This is a genomic window from Bacillus salacetis, from assembly GCF_003581585.1.
In the GTDB taxonomy this organism is placed as follows: Bacteria; Bacillota; Bacilli; order Bacillales; family Bacillaceae_B; genus Rossellomorea; species Rossellomorea salacetis.
The window spans coordinates 87,332-107,572 of the sequence record NZ_QXIR01000014.1 but is presented as its reverse complement, the minus strand read 5'-3'; the positions used below and the strand labels follow the sequence as shown (position 1 = coordinate 107,572).

Annotated in this window: 18 protein-coding genes and 1 pseudogene; 14 read left to right on the top strand and 5 right to left on the bottom strand. The window is 44.1% G+C overall.

Annotation, left to right across the window (positions count from 1 at the left end; all coding sequences use genetic code 11):
- Positions 1–285: 285 nt before the first annotated feature.
- Positions 286–1,068, bottom strand: coding sequence for a CAP domain-containing protein (locus tag D3H55_RS11795; protein ID WP_119547116.1), 783 nt, complete (start codon positions 1,066–1,068; stop codon positions 286–288).
- Between the two features lie 284 nt (positions 1,069–1,352).
- Between D3H55_RS11795 and D3H55_RS11790 the strand changes: the two genes are divergently transcribed.
- On the top strand, positions 1,353–2,627 hold the full coding sequence (locus D3H55_RS11790) for an aminotransferase class I/II-fold pyridoxal phosphate-dependent enzyme (RefSeq protein WP_119547115.1): 1,275 nt from the start codon (positions 1,353–1,355) through the stop codon (positions 2,625–2,627).
- Between the two features lie 133 nt (positions 2,628–2,760).
- On the opposite strand, the gene D3H55_RS11785 is transcribed toward D3H55_RS11790, so the two are convergent.
- Together D3H55_RS11785 and D3H55_RS25250 are read right to left on the bottom strand one after the other, a co-directional pair.
- Positions 2,761–3,573, bottom strand: a complete 813-nt coding sequence (locus tag D3H55_RS11785; RefSeq protein ID WP_240628557.1) for a metallophosphoesterase — start codon at positions 3,571–3,573, stop codon at positions 2,761–2,763.
- A 269-nt stretch (positions 3,574–3,842) separates the two neighbouring features.
- Positions 3,843–4,703, bottom strand: a complete 861-nt coding sequence (locus D3H55_RS25250) for an STAS domain-containing protein (RefSeq protein ID WP_119547113.1) — start codon at positions 4,701–4,703, stop codon at positions 3,843–3,845.
- Positions 4,704–5,225: 522 nt separating this feature from the next.
- On the opposite strand from D3H55_RS25250, the gene D3H55_RS11775 reads away from it, so the two are divergent.
- The 12 genes from D3H55_RS11775 (at position 5,226) to D3H55_RS11725 (ending at position 17,071) form a co-directional block, all read left to right on the top strand.
- Positions 5,226–6,524, top strand: coding sequence for an ABC transporter substrate-binding protein (locus D3H55_RS11775; RefSeq protein ID WP_119547112.1), 1,299 nt, complete (start codon positions 5,226–5,228; stop codon positions 6,522–6,524).
- A gap of 97 nt (positions 6,525–6,621) precedes the next feature.
- Positions 6,622–7,665, top strand: coding sequence for a carbohydrate ABC transporter permease (locus D3H55_RS11770; protein WP_338067935.1), 1,044 nt, complete (start codon positions 6,622–6,624; stop codon positions 7,663–7,665).
- Positions 7,665–8,531 (top strand): carbohydrate ABC transporter permease, encoded by an 867-nt coding sequence (locus D3H55_RS11765; RefSeq protein ID WP_119547111.1) that lies wholly within the window; start codon positions 7,665–7,667, stop codon positions 8,529–8,531. Before D3H55_RS11770 ends, D3H55_RS11765 begins: the two co-directional genes overlap by 1 nt.
- Positions 8,532–8,688: 157 nt before the next feature.
- Positions 8,689–9,450, top strand: a complete 762-nt coding sequence (locus D3H55_RS11760; protein WP_119547110.1) for a threonine/serine exporter family protein — start codon at positions 8,689–8,691, stop codon at positions 9,448–9,450.
- Positions 9,451–9,480: 30 nt separating this feature from the next.
- On the top strand, positions 9,481–9,927 hold the full coding sequence (locus D3H55_RS11755) for a threonine/serine exporter family protein (RefSeq protein ID WP_119547109.1): 447 nt from the start codon (positions 9,481–9,483) through the stop codon (positions 9,925–9,927).
- 18 nt (positions 9,928–9,945) lie between these two features.
- Positions 9,946–10,596, top strand: coding sequence for an NUDIX hydrolase (locus D3H55_RS11750; protein WP_119547108.1), 651 nt, complete (start codon positions 9,946–9,948; stop codon positions 10,594–10,596).
- 239 nt (positions 10,597–10,835) lie between these two features.
- A complete protein-coding gene (locus D3H55_RS24265) occupies positions 10,836–11,003 on the top strand; it encodes a hypothetical protein (RefSeq protein WP_168413054.1) in 168 nt (55 codons plus the stop codon).
- A 381-nt stretch (positions 11,004–11,384) separates the two neighbouring features.
- On the top strand, positions 11,385–12,656 hold the full coding sequence (locus D3H55_RS11745; protein ID WP_205685477.1) for a S1C family serine protease: 1,272 nt from the start codon (positions 11,385–11,387) through the stop codon (positions 12,654–12,656).
- Positions 12,657–12,729: 73 nt separating this feature from the next.
- Positions 12,730–13,608, top strand: coding sequence for a foldase protein PrsA (locus tag D3H55_RS11740; protein ID WP_119547107.1), 879 nt, complete (start codon positions 12,730–12,732; stop codon positions 13,606–13,608).
- A gap of 142 nt (positions 13,609–13,750) precedes the next feature.
- Positions 13,751–14,617, top strand: a complete 867-nt coding sequence (locus D3H55_RS11735; RefSeq protein WP_119547106.1) for a hypothetical protein — start codon at positions 13,751–13,753, stop codon at positions 14,615–14,617.
- 341 nt (positions 14,618–14,958) lie between these two features.
- The gene (locus D3H55_RS11730) at positions 14,959–15,663 is read left to right on the top strand and encodes a response regulator transcription factor (protein WP_119547105.1); all 705 of its coding nucleotides are present in this window, start codon (positions 14,959–14,961) and stop codon (positions 15,661–15,663) included.
- Positions 15,653–17,071 carry a sensor histidine kinase gene (locus tag D3H55_RS11725; RefSeq protein WP_119547104.1) on the top strand — a complete coding sequence of 473 codons (1,419 nt, stop codon included), beginning with the start codon at positions 15,653–15,655 and terminating at the stop codon, positions 17,069–17,071. The genes D3H55_RS11730 and D3H55_RS11725 overlap by 11 nt, the downstream gene beginning before the upstream one ends.
- Positions 17,072–17,102: 31 nt before the next feature.
- Here the strand turns inward: D3H55_RS11725 and D3H55_RS11720 are convergent, their stop codons facing one another.
- On the bottom strand, positions 17,103–18,365 hold the full coding sequence (locus D3H55_RS11720; RefSeq protein WP_119547103.1) for an erythromycin esterase family protein: 1,263 nt from the start codon (positions 18,363–18,365) through the stop codon (positions 17,103–17,105).
- Between the two features lie 124 nt (positions 18,366–18,489).
- Positions 18,490–18,796 (bottom strand): annotated as a pseudogene (locus D3H55_RS11715) (hypothetical protein).
- Positions 18,797–19,495: 699 nt separating this feature from the next.
- Between D3H55_RS11715 and D3H55_RS11710 the strand changes: the two are divergent.
- Positions 19,496–20,221: a hypothetical protein gene (locus tag D3H55_RS11710; protein WP_168413053.1), complete on the top strand. Its 726-nt coding sequence runs from the start codon at positions 19,496–19,498 to the stop codon at positions 20,219–20,221.
- Positions 20,222–20,241: the final 20 nt, after the last annotated feature.

Here is a 20,241-nt window from a genome sequence, read left to right as displayed (position 1 = left end):
ATGCCTGTCGGGGCTGATCAAGGCGCTTCCGCTTTTTATTCAATCCAGCTCCAGCACCTAGCCCCTCGGGGTCATAAGCCAATCCGTCAAGAAGGTAAAGGGCAACCTTCCTGCCGGCTCGTCTTATGCCTGTCGGGGCTGATCAAGGCGCTTCCGCTTTTTATTCAATCCAGCTCCAGCACCTAGCCCCTCGGGGTCATAAGCCAATCCGTCAAGAAGGTAAAGAGCAACCTTCCTGCCGGCTCGTCTTATGCCTGTCGGGGCTGATCAAGGCGCTTCCGCTTTTTATTTGATAAACATCTGTGTCCAGTATGTTCCCATTCCGCCGTCTTCTGCTATTCCTACACCGATATGGGTCACTGATTTGTTCATGATGTTTTTACGGTGTCCCGGACTGTCCATCCAGGCTTGTACGACTTCTTGAGGAGTTTCTTGCCCAGCTGCGATATTTTCGGCAGCAGTGCTGTATTCGATCCCGAAGTTTTCCATCATTTCGAATGGCGATCCATAAGTAGGGGAGGTATGAGAGAAATAATTTTTATTCACCATATCCTCCGACTTGATGCGTGCCACATTTGAAAGCTCTGCATGAGGCTTTAATGCGGGCAGGCCATTCTTCTTGCGTTCTTTGTTTGTCAGGTCGATCACCTGCTGGACACGCTCACCAAGGTTGCCAGCTTCGGCATTTTGATTTTGTCCGTTACCTTCCCCGCGCTGTTGTGGGGTTTCAGGTTCTTGGGCAGTTTGACCCTGGTCCTGCTCGTTTCCTTGTCCTGCGTATTCCCTGAAATTCTGTCCGCCATTCCTCGGGTTGATCGGCACCACGAAGCGTTGAGTGAAGAGGTTTCTTCCTTGGCGCTGGACGGCCGGATCTTGAGGATTGCGATCTGTTAAGGCATTACCGTTTCCGTTATCATTCTGGTTAGGGTTTTCACCGTTGAAACTCACTGGATCGTAGTTTACGTCCTGTGGGTCAGCAAGGTCTTTATTTCCATCATTATTACACCCCGCCAAAATGATTACGGGTGCAAGTGAACAGATCAGAAAAGATTTTATTTTGGACTTCATTGTTATTACCTCCTTTAATAGGTCGAATGACCATAATTAATATGTTCATTCAGACTTATTTTTAAAGAGGTAATAACTGTATGCACGTGGATGTGAAGAACGGTTCATGAGGTAAAGCTCCTTGACAAAAGCACTTGGCTGCAATTGTTCGCACATGATAAAAACACTGTAAGCGCCCATTAATAATGTTTATATTTTGGAAATATCATAAAATTTAGTCAATTATTGTCATTTTTAGTTATAATGATAAAAGAAGGACTACATATATTAGGAGGAGTTTTATCATGAATAGTACTGCCTACAGGGATATTTTTGATAAATGCAAAACCAATGAAGGCTATTTCGGTGACTTCAGGACTTCAGGTGATGATTACTTTATATCTCCAGTTATTGATTCCATACCAGGCCCCACGATTCAATATGCCGGGAAAGAAAAGGTGATGTGGGCAACCAACGACTATTTAGGCCTTGCCAGTCATCCTGATATCCGGGATGTGTCCGTTGATACTGCTTCTGAATGGGGAGTGAGCGGTCCCATGGGCTGCCGCATGGTGAGCGGCAATACGAGGGAACATGAAAGGTTGGAAAATGAACTTGCTGATTATGCGGATAAAGAGGCGTCCATTCTCTTTAACTTCGGTTATTTGGGTATTATCGGCACAATCAGTTCCCTAGTTGGCAGGGATGAAGTAATCATAATGGACAAATTATGTCATGCTTCCATTGTAGATGCTGCAAAGCTTGCAGTATCGAATCCCAGGAACATCAGAGTATTCCGGCATAATGATATGAATAGTTTGGAAAAACTATTGAAAACAGTCAATAAGACACGTAAAGGCGGCATTTTGATTTTAACAGAAGGTGTTTTCAGTATGACGGGGGACCTTGCAAAACTCGATCAAATCTGTGAACTCAAAGAACAATACGGCGCAAGATTGTTTGTTGATGATGCACACGGCTTTGGTGTTATGGGGAAAACGGGAAAAGGGGCTGCTGAACATTTTGGAGTCCAGGATAAAGTCGATATATATTTGGCTACTTTTGCAAAAGCTTTTGCAGCAATAGGCGGGTTTGCAGCAGCCAGTCAAGAAGTTATCGATTGGATTCGATATAACGCGAGGACGCAGATTTTTGCTAAAAGTCTTCCGATGGTGTATGTGAAAAGCCTCCAAAAAACATTAGAAATCGTCAAAGCAGGGGATGAGAACCGTAATAGGTTGTTTGAAGTATCGACAAAATTAACAGAAGGACTTAAGAACCTTGGATATTTTGTTGCGGATACAGATTCGCCGATTCTATCTGTTTATGTTCCAGGGGGCGACCTTTCTATCGGTCTTCCTTGGATCAAATTCTTAAGAGAAAATGGAGTGTTTCTGCAGGCTGTCATGTACCCTGTAATTCCTAAAGGGATGTTGATGTTCCGAATAATCCCGACCGCTGCTCATACTGATGAACAAATTGACTTCACGGTAGATGTATTTCGCCAACTCCGCGACCATCAAAAGATGCAGCTGGATATCAATTTAAAAGATGTGGACCGTATTTATTCCAATGTGTGATAGTTGATTCGCTTCTCTTTCAGAAGATTCTGGACGGCAGGTGAGAAGCCCTTCCATCAAATGATTGATAAAAAAGCCTGCAGACGGATTGGATGTCTGCAGGCTTTGATTATAAGGAGTTGCGTTCCTTTGCTTATTGGGATTTCAGCGTGACTTCAACGATTTCAGGCCGGTTAAACAGCCTTTGCGGGATAATGCTGTTGCCCAGGCCCCGGTTGACAATAAGAGTGGATCCTCCTGCTCGAAACACACCTGCATCATACCTGGGGAGGAATCCCTGGTCCGGGGCGGCAATCCCTCCAACAAAGGGTAGCCGGACTTGTCCTCCATGGGCATGGCCGGAAAATATCAGATCAATTTGATATTCCTGGTATTCAGGAAACCGTTCAGGGCGGTGAGCCAGAAGTACTTTGAATTTCCCGGTAGTTCCTTTACTAGCTGAGTCCATCATCTCCTCAAGTGAAAGTCCGGAAGCTGGGTCATCTATACCCAAGAGTACAAGGGCCTCATTTCCTCTTTTCACCTGCATGTTCTCATTTTGAAGAACAGTGACTCCCAGCTCAATCAGCTTTTCCTCCAAGTCTTGATGATGCCCTGACCACCACTCGTGATTACCCGTCACAAAAACGACCGGTGCCGTCTCTAAAAGCTTTTCCATGAGTTTAATACTCGGTTTTTCATCGTAATTTTTACTATCCACTAAATCGCCAGTGAAAAAAATGATATCCGGGGAGGCATCACTGACCCTCTCAGAAATAGAGTGCTGTTCTTTATCAAAGGATTTGCTGTGGAGATCTGAGAGCTGGATGATTTTGAATCCCTGGAATGCAGCAGGCAGATCTTCTGAAACGATGGTCACTTCTGTCTCCGTAATTGAATTATTCTGCCAGTGCAGGAAAATCAATAACAGGAGCAATGCAGCAGCACTTGCAATTACTTTCTTCAAATCCACACCCACTTTGAAAAAGTTCTTATACTCAGGCCGTTTTTGCATATATCGTTGCTTTCGGGAAGGCTTTACTCTCAAAAAAGAACGAGCAGCTCTTTTCTTGCCTGCTTACCGGGTTCTTTACGACGATATACCAGGATTTACATTGAATAGCAGAAAAGTTTACGAAAAGAGCCTATACTCATAACACTGTATCGAGTAAGACAGAGATAATGAGAGCTGATTCGTTTAGTGCAGTTCCCATTTCTATTTGAAACGCCCGGAAGTTAAGCAGGGCTGATATCCAGTTTCCTGGCAAAGGTATAAATGACCCTCTTCAAAGAGTTCTCTGTATGGATTTCTGAGAAATCGAGCCCTAACTGAACAGCAGTCATGGCAACCTCTGGACGTATTCCGGTAAGGATTGCTTTCACCCCGATAAGCCTTAAAGATTCAATGAGCTGGAAGATCTGATGAGCAACCATAGTATCGACCATGACGACTCCGGACAGATCGATGATCAAGTAGGAGATACCGGTACTGGTGCTTTGATGCAGAGTGGTTTCCAATATGCTTTTTGCCCTTGCCGTATCAATATCACCAATGATGGGCAAAAGCCCGACTTCATCTGTGAGTGTAATGACAGGGGCACTAAGCTCATTAATCAAATTGGATTGGGAAGACAACCTGTTTAGAAGGATCTCAAGAAAGTTTTCTGTGAAAGTTTCCATCACATAGTCGAACGTCCTGTTAAGCTTCTTTACCCAGATCATCAAATCCTTGATGGTGATGTCATGTTCGCTCTGCTCAGCGAATTTTTCGACATAGTCGAGAATGAGGCTCCTGAAAATACCGCCATTCCTGGTCACTTCTGACAGGGAAGTATCCGAATTGGCCCTTTCGGGTGCTGTTTGGGCAGTCCAGTCTGAAATGCATCTCCTCATTTCATCCTCATCTTGAAAAAGGGATTGGGCAACAAGCTTAACATAGTTCCCATTCTGCTCCTTCAATTTTTCCATCACTTCAGGCGGTGCATCAGGTGAGTAATGAGAGCCTGTCCGGATATCCTGCTGCTTCAGCCAGTCTGCGGTAAATGATGATGTGTTTTCAATCAAAAAAATGCTTAGGGCTTCGGTTTTTGTATTCATATGTTCTCCTTATTTAGATAAGATGGTCTTATTTTTCAAAAAAGCTCAGTGAAGGCTCAAATTATGGGGAGAGCAAACCAGCAATTAATGGAAAACGATGCGTCAAATAATTTGCCTGCCTAATGTGCTCGAGTGCCTGTCATTAAACGGTTCTTCTCTCATTGTATACGATTTTGCCACGGTCAGAAACCGACAAATTCTGAAATGCCGGTAATTTTTTTGTAGAAAGATGTTTAAGAAGAAGAAGAAGCGGGGTAGAAGAAGAAGCAGTACCGATTTGTAAGTTATTTGTAAAAGGCTGTATTCGCATATATTGTTGCTTTCGGAAAAATCCCACGTGACGGATTTTTTTCCTGTATTCAAAGGTTTTACTCCCGAAAAAGAACGAGCAGCTCTTATCTGTCCTGCTCATCGGGGTTTTTACGGCGATTAACAGGATATTATTTTAAAGATATTTTGAATAGCAGCAAAGTTTACGAAAAGAGCCTTGTAAAAAGAAATCGAGTTTAGGGGGAGTTACAAGTGAGGAAAAAGAGTTTGGTTCTGCTTCTTTCCTTCCTTCTTTTGCTGTCTGGCGTCTTAGCCGGATGCGGGAATAATGGAGGAAATGCGGCAGGCACAACCGAAGACGGCAAGAAGGTAGTTGATTTCTGGACATTCTGGGGTTCGGAAACAAGGAAACCGATGATTGAAAAGATTATAAAGGATTTCAATGAGTCTCAAGATGAAATTATTGTAAAACATACATATTTGCCTTGGGGAGACATTTGGACGAAAAACCTGGCATCCATCGCTGCGGGAGATCCGGCTGATGTGATCATCAATGACATCAACTCTGTTGCCCAGCGTGCAGAAAACAACCAGGCTGAAGATTTAAGTGACTATTTTGATGAAGACTTTAAAGAAAACTTCTATCCGCATTTATGGGAGACGGTTGAATATGAAGGAAAGCCATATGCTGTTCCTTTTAATACGGACACACGCCTTCTCTTCTATAATAAGGATGCCTTCAAAGAAGCCGGCCTGGATCCCGAAAAGCCGCCTAAGACTTGGGATGAACTTGAAGAGTACGCTAAGAAACTGGATAAAAAGAACGGCGATGATTATGAACGCATAGGCTTTTATCCTCTATGGGGAAGTGTCGGCGCGGATGCCTGGATGGTAAATGCGGATAAGGGACAGAGGTTTATTGAAGATGGTGAGGTCATGATCAATACGCCGAGGAAGGTTGAGGCCCTGGAGTGGGTTAAGCAGTGGAAGGACCGAATCGGTGAAGATACCGTGCAGACCTTTGAAGCAGAGTTCCAGAATCAGCAGGCAAATCCATTCATCAGCGGGAAGATCGCTATGTGGGTTAACGTAGGTAATAATTACACTCAAATCAAGGAGTTTAAACCTGATATGAACTTTGGGGTTGCCCCCATCCCTGCTTATAGCGAAGAAGATAAACACTGGAGCAGCGGGGGAGGCTTTGTTGCCGAAATACCAAAAGGCGCAGATAACCCTGAAGCAGCTGCAGAATTCATCAAGTATTTAACAGGAAAAGAAGCTCAAAAGTACTGGGCTATGCAGAACTTTGATAACGTGGCAAATATTGAAGCGGCTGAAGCAGCTGCAGCAGAACTCGAAGGAAAAGATCAAGAAGTATATCAAGCAACGATCGATAACCTGGATACGACCATCCTTTCACCTACACCGGTGGAATACCCGGACTATCAAAACTTGATGAATCCAAAGATCGATCAATTCATGATGGGTGAAATCGACGCAGAAGCTGCATTGAAGGATGCGCAAAAAGCTGTTAAAAAAGTGAAAAGATAAATGCTGCCAGAGAGAAGGGATCCCTTCTCTCTTTTGGTCAATTGAATTTTTTGAAATAACACTTAGCACTCGGCTTATTAAAAAGGGGGGTAATCCTATGAAGGGGTCCAACGCAGAAGTAATATCAAACGCGGCAGAGTCAAGCAGAACGGCAGGGTTGAATTCAGGAAATGCCAAGCTGAGAAGGCAAAACGATGATGCCGGCAGCAGGGTGGTCTCTGTTACTCCGAAGAAAAGAATCATGTCCAAGAAAGCGAAGGATAATTTATTTGGGTATTTGTTCATCAGTCCTTGGCTGCTGGGATTCTTCGGCCTGACATTGGGGCCGATGCTGTTTTCTTTAGCTGCAAGCTTTACAGACTATAACATCACCTCGAAAATGAACTTTATCGGTCTCGATAACTATAAAAAAATGTTTACCATTGACGAAATGTTTTTGACTTCCTTATGGAATACATTGTATTTCGTTCTATTCTCAGTGCCGGCAACCACGGCAGGAGCCATTCTTCTTGCGGTGCTGTTGAATCAGAAGGTGCGGGGAATGAAATTTTTCAGGACGGTCTTCTATCTGCCTTCCATATTATCAGGAGTAGCGGTTTACTTCTTGTGGATGCAGCTGCTAAGCCCAAGTACAGGAATGATCAATACCTTCCTTGCATGGTTTGGAATTGACGGGCCTGCATGGCTGTTTGACCCGGAATGGACCAAGCCTTCCCTGATCATTATGAAACTATGGAGTGTAGGAGGGGGAATGCTGCTGTATTTAGCTGTCCTACAGGGTGTATCCAAGGAAATGTATGAAGCGGCAGAACTGGATGGAGCTAATATTTTTCATAAGTTTTTCTACATTACCCTGCCGATGATCACGCCAATCATTTTCTTTGATATCGTCACAAGTACAATCGGTGCTTTCCAGATTTTCCAGGAAGCCTATGTCATGACGGATAATGGAAGCGGGGGCCCTGCGAATTCACTGCTGTTCTACAATCTTCATATGTGGAATAATGCTTTTGAAATCTTTGATATGGGATACGCAACTGCAATGGCGTGGTTCTTGTTTGTAATCGTCCTGATCTTGACCTTCATCAACCTTAAGTTCGGGAAAAAATGGGTTTATTACGAAGGAGGGGACAGAAAATAATGGAAAACACACAAAAGGTCAATTTACGCCAATCCAAGAAATTCAGGGAGAGGCTCCACGGATGGATCATTCTCTTTATATTGATTGCCGGCAGTGTGGTCATTCTGTCACCCTTACTCTGGATGATATCAACTTCCTTGAAGACTCCGCAGGAGATTGCCCAGTATCCGCCTTCATTCCTGCCGGACAGCTTTCAGTTTTCTAACTATTTGAAGGCTTGGCAGACGGCGCCATTTACCAGGTGGACACTGAACACCCTGTTGATTGCTGTCATCGGTACGATCGGCAGTGTATTTATTAATTCATTGGTGGCTTATTCCTTTGCAAAAATCAGGTTCAAGGGCAGGAATTTTTTATTCGTCCTCGTTCTATCCACCATGTTGATTCCTGGATTTGTTACCATGGTGCCGCAATATATCCTGTTTTCTAAATTGGGATGGATCAATACATATCTGCCTTTGATTGTTCCATCTTTCCTGGGGAGTGCATTTTTCATCTTCCTTTTAAGACAGTTTTCCCTTACCATTCCGAATGAACTGCTTGATGCAGCGGTTTTGGATGGGGCCAACCATTTCCAGATCTGGTGGCACATCATGGTACCATTGACAAAGCCGGCCCTGATCACAGTGGCGATCTTTTCTTTCAATGGAGCCTGGAATGATTTGCTGGGACCTCTGTTATATTTGAATGACGAAAGTCTTTATACATTGCAGATAGGCATGCAGACATTCAAAGGGCAAATGCAGACCCAATGGCACTATTTGATGTCGATGTCTGTGATGGTCCTCGCGCCGGTAGTCTTGCTTTTCTTCTTCTTCCAAAAGCATTTTATCGAAGGATCCAATATTTCCGGCGGGATCAAATAAATATTGAAGCCAAGAAGAAGCTGCCGGAAACGGCAGCTTCTTCTTATAACTGAGACTTTAGCGCTTTAAAGCTGATTTTTATATTGCTTCTGCTAGGTGGTTTCCATTAGAATTGTACCTACATAATTTAAAGGTTTTTAATGGAGAGAGTGAATGAATGGAAAAACAGATGGAAATCAGATATGACATCATGGAGGTTTGCCTTCTTGCCGGGAAAATCATGCTGCAAAGCGGGGCGGAGACCTACAGGGTGGAAGATACAATGATGAGGATTGCTGCTTCATTCGGGATTAAGGAGTCCCATAGCTATGTAACGCCTACAGGGATCATCTTTTCTATTGAGACATCCGAACCGACGAAAACCAAGCTAATCAGGATTTCAGAACGGACTACTGACTTGAAGAAGGTGACGGTGGTAAACAGCATCTCGAGAAGGATCAGCAGCGGAGAGCTGACAATTGATGAAGCATATGAACTTCTGGAAGAGGCTGATGCGGCTACCATGCCGTTTCCGTTTAAGATTCAGATCTTAGCGGCAGCCATAGCAAGCGGATGCTTCCTGATCATGTTCCAGGGAAGCTGGCATGATTTTCTGCCTGCCGTTGTCACTGGGGGAGCAGGGTTTTTCAGTTTAATCTATTTTCATAAAGTTGTGCCGATTAAATTCTTTTCAGAGTTTCTCGCTTCTTTTACAATCGGCATGCTTGCGTTGGCATTTGTATGGACGGGAATCGGATTCGAATTGGATAAAATCATCATCGGCTCTGTCATGCCGCTGGTGCCGGGGCTTCTCATCACCAATGCTGTCAGGGACCTCATGGCAGGGCACCTGGTGTCAGGTTTATCAAAAGGTGCTGAAGCTTTCCTTACAGCATTTGCCATTGGTTCAGGTATCGCCATTGTTTTTACCTTTGTTTAAGGAATATTTAGAAGGGAGGCCATCAGCAGAATGTATATAATCGAACAAATCATCACCAGCTTCATTGCATCTGCAGCCTTCGGTGTCATTTTCAATGCACCTAAAGAGTCACTGGTCAAATGCGGCAGTGTCGGAATGTTTGGATGGATCATTTATATCGTTATGACAATGAATGGCATGGACATTGTACTTGCAACTGTGACAGCATCATTTTTGATAGCTGTCCTCAGCCAGATATTTTCGAAGTTCTATAAGACTCCTGTCATCATTTTCAGTGTTGCAGGAATCATTCCGCTTGTCCCAGGGGGGATGGCCTATGATGCCATGAGAAACTTTGTGCAAAATGATTATAATGCAGCTATCAGCCTGGCTGCCAAGGCCTTCATGATATCGGGCTCAATCGCCATCGGCCTTATTTTCTCAGAAGTGATTAACCAGGTGATAAGGAACCGGAAGCTAAGTACGTTAAAAGGCTGAGCAAAGAGGGGGATGGGTATGGAAAAAGAGACACTTAACATATTTGATAATGAGGGAAATCACATTGGAACAGCTCCGCGGGATGAAGTGCATCTTAAAGGATACTGGCATGAAACCTTTCATTGCTGGTTCATTAAACAGGAAAAAGAAACGTGCAGCCTGTATTTCCAGCTTCGCAGCACAGATAAGAAAGATTATCCCAACCTGCTGGATATCACGGCTGCCGGACATATCCTTTCATACGAGTCATTTGAAGACGGAATCAGGGAAGTAAGGGAAGAGACAGGGATAGAAGTCTGTTACGACCAACTCATTCCGGTCGGGATAGTGCCTTATGAAGTGATAAAAAAAGACTTTATTGATAGAGAACTTGCCCACCTTTTCCTTTATGAGTTTACCGGAACGCTGGATGACTTTTCTCTGCAGGCAGAAGAGGTATCAGGAATTTTCAAGGCTGAGCTCAGGCAATTTGAAGCACTGCGCGCCAATGAGGTGGAAGCAATTGAACTGGAAGGATTCATACTCAACGAGGGTGAAAAAAAAGAGAGTCATAACCTGCAAGCAGTGAAGTCTGACTTTGTCCCTCATGAAGAGGCCTATTACCAAAAGGTCCTTCAACATATCCAAGAGATCAAGGTGAATGGAACATCCAGAATAGAAAGAATATAGGTATAATCCTATTACTGCTGACTTTGTGCAAGTGTATATTTCATCTATACTTTCAGTCGATTCAGTGTGAATACAGATGAAGCATCTTTGGAAAAAGCTGTTTTCGCATATATTGCTGCTGTCGGTACAAAGGTTTTACGCTCGAAAAAGAACGAGCAACTCTTTTTTTCCTTCTCACCGGGGTTTTTACGACGATATACCAGGATATTAGTTGAAATTTAAATTGAATAGCAACAAAGTTGACGAAAAGAGCCTTGGAAAATGAAATACAGAACTTCATCAATCGCGGTGAGAAGGAAGAGAACGAGATTGAGTTAGTGAAGGTTGAGCGGCTGAGTGATACCGCTTTGCAAATCATATTTCTTATCAGGACATTTAGACCAGTGATGGGAAGTACGGCCTTTTAATAGGAAGGAATGACGATTTAGAGATTACAAAGATAAAAGCAAAATGGTTGTACGAAAAATTCAATTTTTCTGCAGATGTTACTGGAGATAGGGTCATATTGGAAAGCGTGAAGCTTCCAAAAGCTATGAAATCCACATTCCCTGCAGAACTCACCTTATACAACGGCCAAAATCAAATCATACAGTGAATCCGAAAACCCCAATCCTGTGGGTTTTTTTTATTTCTGCAGCATTCTTGAAAACTTCCCATCCTGTACATAGATTGTTAATAATTTCGTAATATTTACCTATTAATATGTAATCAAGCACCAAGAATGAACGAGTCAAAACGTGAAAGATCAAAAGGTGAACATACATCATTAACATATAGGAGGAAATAGAATGCTTGAACAAAATAATCATCATGAAGAAATTCAGGAAACAGAAGCCAATGAAATCAAAGATACAGTCGAGTGTATGGATAAAGAAGAAAGACAAAGGGATGAAAAGACAAAGAAAGCGTCCAGAGGAAGAGGGCTGATTCAAACAGTTGGAGCCGGCATCATAGGTTCCGTCCTTACACTGACAGTCCTGCCGCAAACGGACTATTATCAAGATATTATCCAGGATACAGCAGGCGTCACTCAGCAGGCGGAAACACCGGAAGCTTCACCTGTTAATGCATCGACCGTCTCAAATAGTGGAGATATTACAGGCATCGTTGAAAATGCATCTAAGGCGATTGTCGGGATTGAAAATTATCAAGAGCAGAGCAACCCATACACAGGTGTGTCACAGGAAGCTAAAGCAGGAACAGGATCAGGTGTACTGTTTAAAAAAGAAGGGGACTATGCGTATATCATCACAAATAACCATGTGATCGAAGATGCTTCCAATATCCAGGTTTCCCTGTACGATGGCCAAAAAACGAAAGGTGAGCTTATAGGGGCAGACCCGCTGACAGACCTTGCTGTCGTGAAAATTGATGCAAAATATGCAGACAACCTGTTGAAGGTCGGAGATTCCAGCTCCCTTCGTGCCGGTGAAGAGGTGATTGCCATCGGAAACCCGCTGGGACTTGATTTATCAAGGACGGTTACACAAGGAATTGTAAGTGCGGTTGACCGGACTATTTCTGTTCCTACATCTGCGGGCGAATCAGAGCTGAACGTCATACAGACAGATGCAGCCATCAATCCCGGGAACAGCGGAGGTGCTCTAATCAATTCAAAAGGCGAATTGGTTGGAATCAACAGCCTGAAGATCTCGACTTCAGGGGTGGAAGGCCTTGGATTTGCGATTCCAAGCAAAGAATTCCAGCCGATTGTCGATGAAATCATCAAGACAGGAAAAGTTGAGCGTCCTTATATAGGGATCGGCATGACAAGCCTGGCAGATGTTCCGCGCAACTACCTTCAGGAACTGCCGAATGAAGTGCAGGCAGGTGTCATTGTTGCTAATATAGACGAAACCTCAGCAGCAGCGGAAGCTGGGATTAAAGCCGGGGATGTAATAACTGAGCTGAACGGTGAAGCAGTTGGAACACCTGCTGATCTCAGAAGGCAGCTTTACTCCGGATTGAAAGTGGGAGATAAGGTCGACCTTACCATTTACCGTGGAGCAGAAAAGATGACAGTATCATTAACATTGACAAGCAATGCGATGATTAACTAAAAAAGAAAGTCCGGCGGCTGGTACAAAGCAGTTATTGTTTACCAGCCACCAGATGTAAAGGGAGAGCGATAAAGTGAATAAAAAGAAGAATCATATCAAATTACTAAGTTTAATTGGAAGTGTCGTGGTCGTCAGTCTGATCATTACAGGCTTTGTATTTTCCAAAGAGGAGGTGGTCGCAAAGGTGGGGGACAAGTCCATCAGTAAGAATGACCTTTACACCATGCTCGTGGATCAATACGGTGAAGCTGCATTGGACACGCTGATTGCCGACAAAATTGTAGAGTTGGAAAGTAACGAGCAGGATATAGAAGTGAAAGATAGTGAAGTAGATAAGGAATTGCAGATGTTGAAAGAAACCTATGAAAACGAGGAGGCTTTCAATCAAGCCTTGGCCTCCAGCGGCGCCAGCGTCGATAGTGTAAAAGAAAACATTAAATCATATTTGTTGACTGAGAAATTACTCAAGGACAGAGTGACGATAACCGAGGACCAAATCAAAGAGTACTTCAATACAAACAAAGATACCTTTGCTCAAAAAGAGCAGGTTGAAGCAAGCCATATCCTTGTAGAAGATGAAGAGACAGCGAAGGAAGTGAAAGAGAAGCTGGACAAAGGAGAGGACTTTGCAGAACTGGCTAAGGAATACTCTACTGACACTTCAAATGCTGAAGCAGGCGGGGAACTGGGCTTCTTTGCCAAAGGAGAAATGGTCGCGGAGTTTGAAGAAAAGGCATTTTCCATGAAAAAAGGGGAAATCAGCGAACCGGTAAAAACAGAATTTGGATACCATATCATCAAAGTGACTGACAAAAAAGAAGCAGAAGAAGCGGTTCTTGAGGACCATAAAGAAGAAATCAAGGACATCTTATTTGATCAGGCACTTCAAACAGAATATCCTGCTTGGCTTGAAGAACAAAAAGAAGACTACAAAATCGAAAACCTTCTATAAATATTCATCTTCCTGAAATGGATTGTTCACAGTTTAGCAATAACTTCTGGAGATACTGACATTGCAGGGCAGCGAATCATCACCTTCAATGTCGGTTACATAAATGGATTCCATGCCTCAGCATAATAAAGGAGGAAATAAAATGATGAAGAAAAAAAGACTTACCTACGTTTTGACTGGTGCACTGGCAGTCGGGATTCTGGGGGCTATACCAGCATTCGCTGCGGAGGATGATGCAGCACAATCAACTGAATCAAATGCCAGCATCGAAAAAGACACAGCGTTCGGGGGCAAACATGGCGGTGGCCGAGGGAAATTCGGCTTTGATGAAGAGCAGTTGAAAGAAAAGGCAGAAGAACTTGGGATAGACACCACTGAAAAAAACTCAAGAGAACTGGCCAAAGAGGTTATGGAAGCCCAACTTGAGAAAAAAGCAAAAGAGCTTGGAATTGAGACAGAAGGAAAAGATCACCATGCCCTCATGCAGGAAATCCGTAAGGTTCAGATTGAATCAAAAGCAAAAGAGCTTGGAATTTCCACTGAAGGAAAAGAACTGGCTGAATTGGTTCAAGAAGTAAGGGAGGCATTGGTGAAAAAGGAAGCAAAGGAGCTCGGTATTGAGACAGAAGGCAAGGAATTGAAAGCATTGGCGGATGAGGTAAGAAACGCCGCATTGCAAAAACAGGCGAAGGAACTGGGAGTTGAAACCGAGGGGAGAGATTCTCACCAGCTGATGCAGGAAGTGTTTGATGCATCTATCCTGAAAGCTGCAAAAGAATTGGGCATTGAGACAGAAGGGAAATCAACAAAAGAACTTATGAAAGAAATCATGACAGATCATGCCGATGAAGCAAAGGAAATGAATATCTTCCCATTCAATAAAGAAAAAGATTTCTTCTTCCATGGAGGAGGACAGAGACATCACGGCCCTGGACATGGAAAAGGCTTTGACAGGGATGCCGGACAAAATATAGACGGATCAGCTGCAGATACCGAAGATACTTTATAAAAAGGCTGTATTCGCATATATAGCTGCTTTCGGAAAAATCACAAGTGACGGATTTTTCCCCTGTATTCAAAGGTTTTACTCCCGGAAAAGAAAGGGATGGCCCCTTCTTTCCTGCTCACCGCTGTTTTGACGACGATTCACCAGTTATATTGAATAGTCAAAAAGTTTAGGATAAGAGCCTATAAAAAACAAAATGCCAAACAGGAAAATCCCCGTTAAAAGCGGGGGTTTTTCACATTGTTTCAGGTCACTTCCTGAGGGAAAACTATTAGAAGGAATCGGAAAAAAATACTATAATTTAAATAGAAATAAATGTGGTATCCGGGAAAGGGACGATAATGATGAAAGTGCTGGTTGTGGAAGACAATGAAAGTGTCACATCTATGCTGGAAATGTTTTTTATAAAAGAAGGAATCCAGGGGGAATTTGTTCATGACGGGGCTGAAGGCTACCAGCGCTATCAAGAAGGACATTGGGACCTTGTGATACTGGACTGGATGCTGCCCGGCATGGACGGCGTGACGATCTGCCGGAAAATCAGGGAAGAAGGGACGCAGATCCCCATCATTATGCTGACCGCGAAAGACAGTGAATCCGATCAGGTTCTGGGTCTTGAACTCGGTGCTGATGACTATGTGACAAAACCATTTTCACCTCTTGCATTGATGGCGAGGATCCGCGCGGTGACCCGCAGGTATCAAGGTGAAAAAGCGGCTGCTTCCGGTAGTGCCGACGTATCGACAGCTGACTTTCAAATCAGCAAAGAAACGCGGGAGGTGCTTCTTAAAGGAGTGCCCCTTACCAACTTGACGCCAAAGGAATTTGATTTGCTCTATTATCTTTCACAGCATCCAAGACAGGTGTTTTCAAGAGAGCAGCTTCTGGAGCGCGTATGGGGTTATGATTTTTACGGCGATGAAAGGACAGTCGACGTCCATATCAAAAGGCTTCGCAACAAAATCGGCAGCCAGGAAAAACCCTATTTGCACACGGTATGGGGAGTAGGGTATAAATTTGATGAAGCGGCGGCCGGAGATGAAAATTAGGTATCTATATCAGCTTCTGCTTAGCCATACGAGTGTGCTGATCATTGCGTTCCTTATCCTTGGCCTCTTGTTTTCCCAATATGTTGAAAACCTGGTGTATGAAAATAAAGTCGAGGAATTGAGTTCCTACGGGGAAAAGATTTTATCAGATCTGGAAAGGCCGAGTCCGCGGAGGCCACTTTATCTTGAACAATACAGCAACCTGCTTCATGCCAGGGATATTGATTTGATCACTTTCAATGAAAATGGGGTTGTCTCCTTCTCGCGTGGAGGTGTTTATCCCCGCATTGAATTGACTGAGGAAGAGTGGAAGAAAATTGAGCAGGGTGAAGCGGTTCCTCTCAAAAAGGATTTTGGGCGCTTCGACCAGGCAGTCTCTCTGGTCATTATGCCGCGAATCATCAATGATCAGCTTGCCGGCGGGTTGATCCTTATCTCTCCGATCAGCGGAACCAGGGAAATGCTTAGTGAAATCAACAAATACCTGCTGTACATTGTCCTCATTTCACTGGCGATTTCTCTTTTGGTCAGTCTGTTTTTATCAAAGCTGCATGTGAAAAGAATACAGCGCATCAGGAACGCCGCCTCTCTTGTATCATCAGGTAATTACGACGTCCGCGTGCCGAGCTCCAATTTCGATGAAATCGGCGACCTGGCGGAGGATTTCAATGAAATGGTCACCAAATTGAAGGCTTCCAAAGAAGAAATCGATAGCCTGGAAAACCGGAGAAGGCAGTTCATGGCCGATGTCTCTCACGAACTGCGGACACCTCTTACAACCATTCGCGGCGTCATGGAAGGAATCCGGAATGACATGATACCCGAAGAACAAAAGGAAAAAAGCTTCGGTCTGGTCAGCCAGGAAACCCGCAGGCTGATCAGGCTCGTCAATGAAAATCTGGATTATGAAAAAATCAGGTCCAATCAGATTGCTATCACGAAAGTGACAGTCCCGCTCCTGGATGTTTTGGAAGTAATCAAGGAGCAGCTGGACTTTCAGGCGGAAGATAAACAAAACGAGATCCAAATCAAAGCTGACCCTGCCATCAAGGTCCAGGCAGATTATGACCGCCTGATTCAGATTCTCATCAATATTACGAAAAACAGCATCCAATTCACAGAAGGCGGTTCAATCTGGCTTAGAGGTGCATCCTCTGAAAAAGAAACGATCATTGAAATTGAGGATACCGGGATGGGAATGGATCCCGATGAAATAGAATCAATCTGGCGCCGATTCTATAAGGCAGACCTGTCACGGACCAATAATCCTTATGGGGAATTCGGGCTCGGGCTGTCCATCGTGAAACAATTGGTGCTGATGCACAAGGGTACTATCAAGGTTTCCAGTGAAAAAGGAAAGGGGACAAAGTTTGTTATCCGGCTTCCCTTGGAAAGCAAAGAAGGCTGATCAGCATAGATCAGCCTTCTTCACCTTTATGTCAGAGAATGATGTCACTCAGTTGAAGCGGCTTCAGTGCGTTGGTTTTATCCACATAAATGAACGCATCATATCTTTCGGACATCAGGGAAGGGACATAATTGCCATACTGTTCATATTGAGGCCGGTACACGACACCGATGGCCCTGTGTCCAAGGGGAGTATGGAACTGCTTTCGATTTTCATCGTTGAAAACAAGAATTTGATCGAAATTTCCAGCTTGATGCATCGCATCTTCCCAGCTGCCTCTGCGTGCAGGGGGCACTGCCATTCTTTCGAAGTCCATGCCCCATTCTTCTGAGGCTATCACCGTACCGCTGTGAGTTCCGAACCCGACTATGAACACATCTTCCTTCGGGTTCTGCTCCCTGACAATCTGTCCTACATTGGTCATGCCTGCTTCCATCATATCTGTTGCACGTGCATCGCCGACATGCGTGTTATGCTCCCAAACAATCACTTTTGCATCGTCGCCATATGATTTCATGACAGCATTCAAGGATTCGACCATATGCTCATCCCGGACATTCCAGGATTGTTCATCATTGGTTACCATGGCCCGGTAGTAGTGTTCCGCGTTGGCTGCCACCATCGCATTCACCTCAAGATTCAGCTCCTGCTCATGATCACTCGTGTAATGTTCTTTGTTTTTCCTGATGCTTGAAAGCAGCTGTATGACTTCCTCCGTGCAGTCCGACCCAAGGAATCCGGCGGATACAGCATACTCCTGTGCTTCCCTGTTAAATGGTTCGAAGCAGGAGAAGGCTTTTCTCGCTTTTTCAAGGTCGGGGGAGTTGGTCTTCTCAAGATAGCTGATGACTTCCTCCATCGATTCCCAAAGGCTGTACACATCGATCCCATAAAAGCCGGTTTGTTGCTTGCGGTCAATGTTCGTATTGTATTCCTTCAGCCAGGAAATGAGATCCGCCACTTCTTCATTGGCCCACATCCATGTCGGCCAGCGTTTGAAGGATTGCAGGACCTCTCGTGGATTTTTAGTGTCATCATACCCCTTGATATATTTATTGACACTTTGTGATGCCGGCCAGTCTCCTTCCACGGCAATGATATTGAACCCCTTTTCCTCAATCAGCCTCTTCGAAAGCTCTGTCCTGATTTTATAATATTCGGAAGTTCCATGGGATGCCTCGCCAAGAAGGACAATCCGGGAATCGCCGATTGCATTGATGATTCTGTCAAGGTCATGTTCTGACTTATATTCGCTTGAATAGTGCTTTATCGATTGAATAACAGACTCATTCATTCATATAACCTCCTTATTGCTTTAACGCATCACCGCAGCGGGGGACAGTCCCCTGTTACTTTAACGCATCACCGCGATGGGGGACAGTCCCTCATTGCTTTAATGCGTCACCTTGTCATAGTGTTTACTGGTATTTTGCGTCATAACTGTTTTGTCCTGCATGTCCTGCAAGAAGAGTATCAGCAAAGCCTACGAGCCGGTTGACCAATTCATCGCACACCGCATAAACAAGAGGGTGCTGGCCGGGTTCGTAAAGGACAGGGTCATCAAGAATGACCGTGGTGTTAATGAACACATCTTTGTTTCCAAGCAAATTGTAATGAACAATCACTTTTCCGGCTGCCCCGCCAGTCCGCGGATAAGTATAATCCGGAAGGAAAACAAACCCACTCCTCCGCACTGGGCGAAGCGGAAATTTTCGTGAATGCCATGCCGCTGATCTGCCGGTCAATTTGCGACTTCTGCGCGTCACTTAGTAAATCAAATTAAGGTTTTTTCCAAAACGTCAGTCCTTTATCAATTGATACTGTCTATGTTGCCCTATTAAACTCGTCTATAGTATGTAATTAGTCTAAAAGGCGATAAAGTAAACGGGATAAATGTGGAAAATGGATGTGGGATTGTGGTGGAAAAGCTGTTTTGGCGGTATCGTGAATCAAGCTGTTTTTAATCCTTATACCCATAACCAGCCTGTTTCAATGCCGGTGCATAACTTTCAAGGTGGAGGCAAAACAACCTTCGTTCCGTGCATAAATTGTAATTCTGGTGCCTTAACTTTCTTAGTGATGCCATGGCAGAGTTTATTTTTTACATATGAAGGGTTTATCGAAAAAGAGAATGGTCTTTATAAGAAGCTGTTTTCACATATATTGTTGGTTTCGAAGTACCAGATTTTTCTCTGTATTCAAAGGGTTTACTCTCGAGAAGAACGAGCAGCTCTTTTCTTTCCTGCTCACCGGGGTTTTTACGGCGATTTACCAGAATGTTATTTGAAAATTATACTGAATAGCAACAAAGTTTACGGAAAGAGCCTTTTAAGAAATCAGCTAGTTGAAGTACTTTTGGCTCCCGCCGAAGATTACCCCCGCCAAATAAAGGGAAAACAGAAATCAAAAAAAGGAGGCATACATATGAATTGGATGCCATTAATCCTGGCATTGGTCCTTGCAGTGGTACACCTTTCTGCAAGAAGGATGGTATTTCTTGAGTCGATTCCAAGAAGCAAATTTCTATCCATTGCAGGCGGGGTATCCGTCGCGTATGTATTCATTCATATCCTTCCCGAGCTGAAGGAACATCAGGAATCGATTGCCGAGTCGGCAGAGATTCTTTCGTTTCTTGAACTTCATGCCTATTTAATTGCTATGCTTGGCCTCATTATTTTCTATGGATTGGAAAAAGCTGTGCAGGATTCCAAAAAGAAAAACAGCGATACGGAAAACAAGCCGGGCAGATCGGCATTCTGGGTTCATATCAGTTCATTCTTCGTTTACAATGGTTTGATTGGATATCTCCTGGTTCACAGGGAAGAATCCGGTTTGCTGAATCTGCTGTTGTATGGAACAGCCATGGCGCTTCATTTCATAGTAGTGGATTTCGGTCTGAGAGAGCATCATAAGGACAGGTATGACCGGGAAGGCCGCTGGATTCTCGCTTCGGCAATTTTAGTAGGGTGGGCAATCGGCGCCATGTCAGAAATCCCGGAAGCATTGCTGGCGCTGCTGTTTGCATTCCTGTCAGGGAGTATCATCCTGAACGTCCTGAAAGAGGAAATCCCGCAAGAACGTCAAAGCAGTTTCTGGGCATTTACAATCGGCGGCATTGGATATGTCATCCTCCTCTTAAGTGTGGGATGATGCGAGACGGCTGTGAGGCC

What these genes read in the sequence shown, in the direction of transcription:
- D3H55_RS11795 (WP_119547116.1), bottom strand. Translation starts at nt 1,068, where the DNA reads ATGAAGTCCAAAATAAAATCTTTTCTGATCTGTTCACTTGCACCCGTA.
- D3H55_RS11790 (WP_119547115.1), top strand. Translation starts at nt 1,353, where the DNA reads ATGAATAGTACTGCCTACAGGGATATTTTTGATAAATGCAAAACCAAT.
- D3H55_RS25250 (WP_119547113.1), bottom strand. Translation starts at nt 4,703, where the DNA reads ATGAATACAAAAACCGAAGCCCTAAGCATTTTTTTGATTGAAAACACA.
- D3H55_RS11770 (WP_338067935.1), top strand. Translation starts at nt 6,622, where the DNA reads ATGAAGGGGTCCAACGCAGAAGTAATATCAAACGCGGCAGAGTCAAGC.
- D3H55_RS11765 (WP_119547111.1), top strand. Translation starts at nt 7,665, where the DNA reads ATGGAAAACACACAAAAGGTCAATTTACGCCAATCCAAGAAATTCAGG.
- D3H55_RS11760 (WP_119547110.1), top strand. Translation starts at nt 8,689, where the DNA reads ATGGAAAAACAGATGGAAATCAGATATGACATCATGGAGGTTTGCCTT.
- D3H55_RS11755 (WP_119547109.1), top strand. Translation starts at nt 9,481, where the DNA reads ATGTATATAATCGAACAAATCATCACCAGCTTCATTGCATCTGCAGCC.
- D3H55_RS11750 (WP_119547108.1), top strand. Translation starts at nt 9,946, where the DNA reads ATGGAAAAAGAGACACTTAACATATTTGATAATGAGGGAAATCACATT.
- D3H55_RS11745 (WP_205685477.1), top strand. Translation starts at nt 11,385, where the DNA reads ATGCTTGAACAAAATAATCATCATGAAGAAATTCAGGAAACAGAAGCC.
- D3H55_RS11735 (WP_119547106.1), top strand. Translation starts at nt 13,751, where the DNA reads ATGATGAAGAAAAAAAGACTTACCTACGTTTTGACTGGTGCACTGGCA.
- D3H55_RS11730 (WP_119547105.1), top strand. Translation starts at nt 14,959, where the DNA reads ATGAAAGTGCTGGTTGTGGAAGACAATGAAAGTGTCACATCTATGCTG.
- D3H55_RS11725 (WP_119547104.1), top strand. Translation starts at nt 15,653, where the DNA reads ATGAAAATTAGGTATCTATATCAGCTTCTGCTTAGCCATACGAGTGTG.
- D3H55_RS11720 (WP_119547103.1), bottom strand. Translation starts at nt 18,365, where the DNA reads ATGAATGAGTCTGTTATTCAATCGATAAAGCACTATTCAAGCGAATAT.
- D3H55_RS11710 (WP_168413053.1), top strand. Translation starts at nt 19,496, where the DNA reads ATGAATTGGATGCCATTAATCCTGGCATTGGTCCTTGCAGTGGTACAC.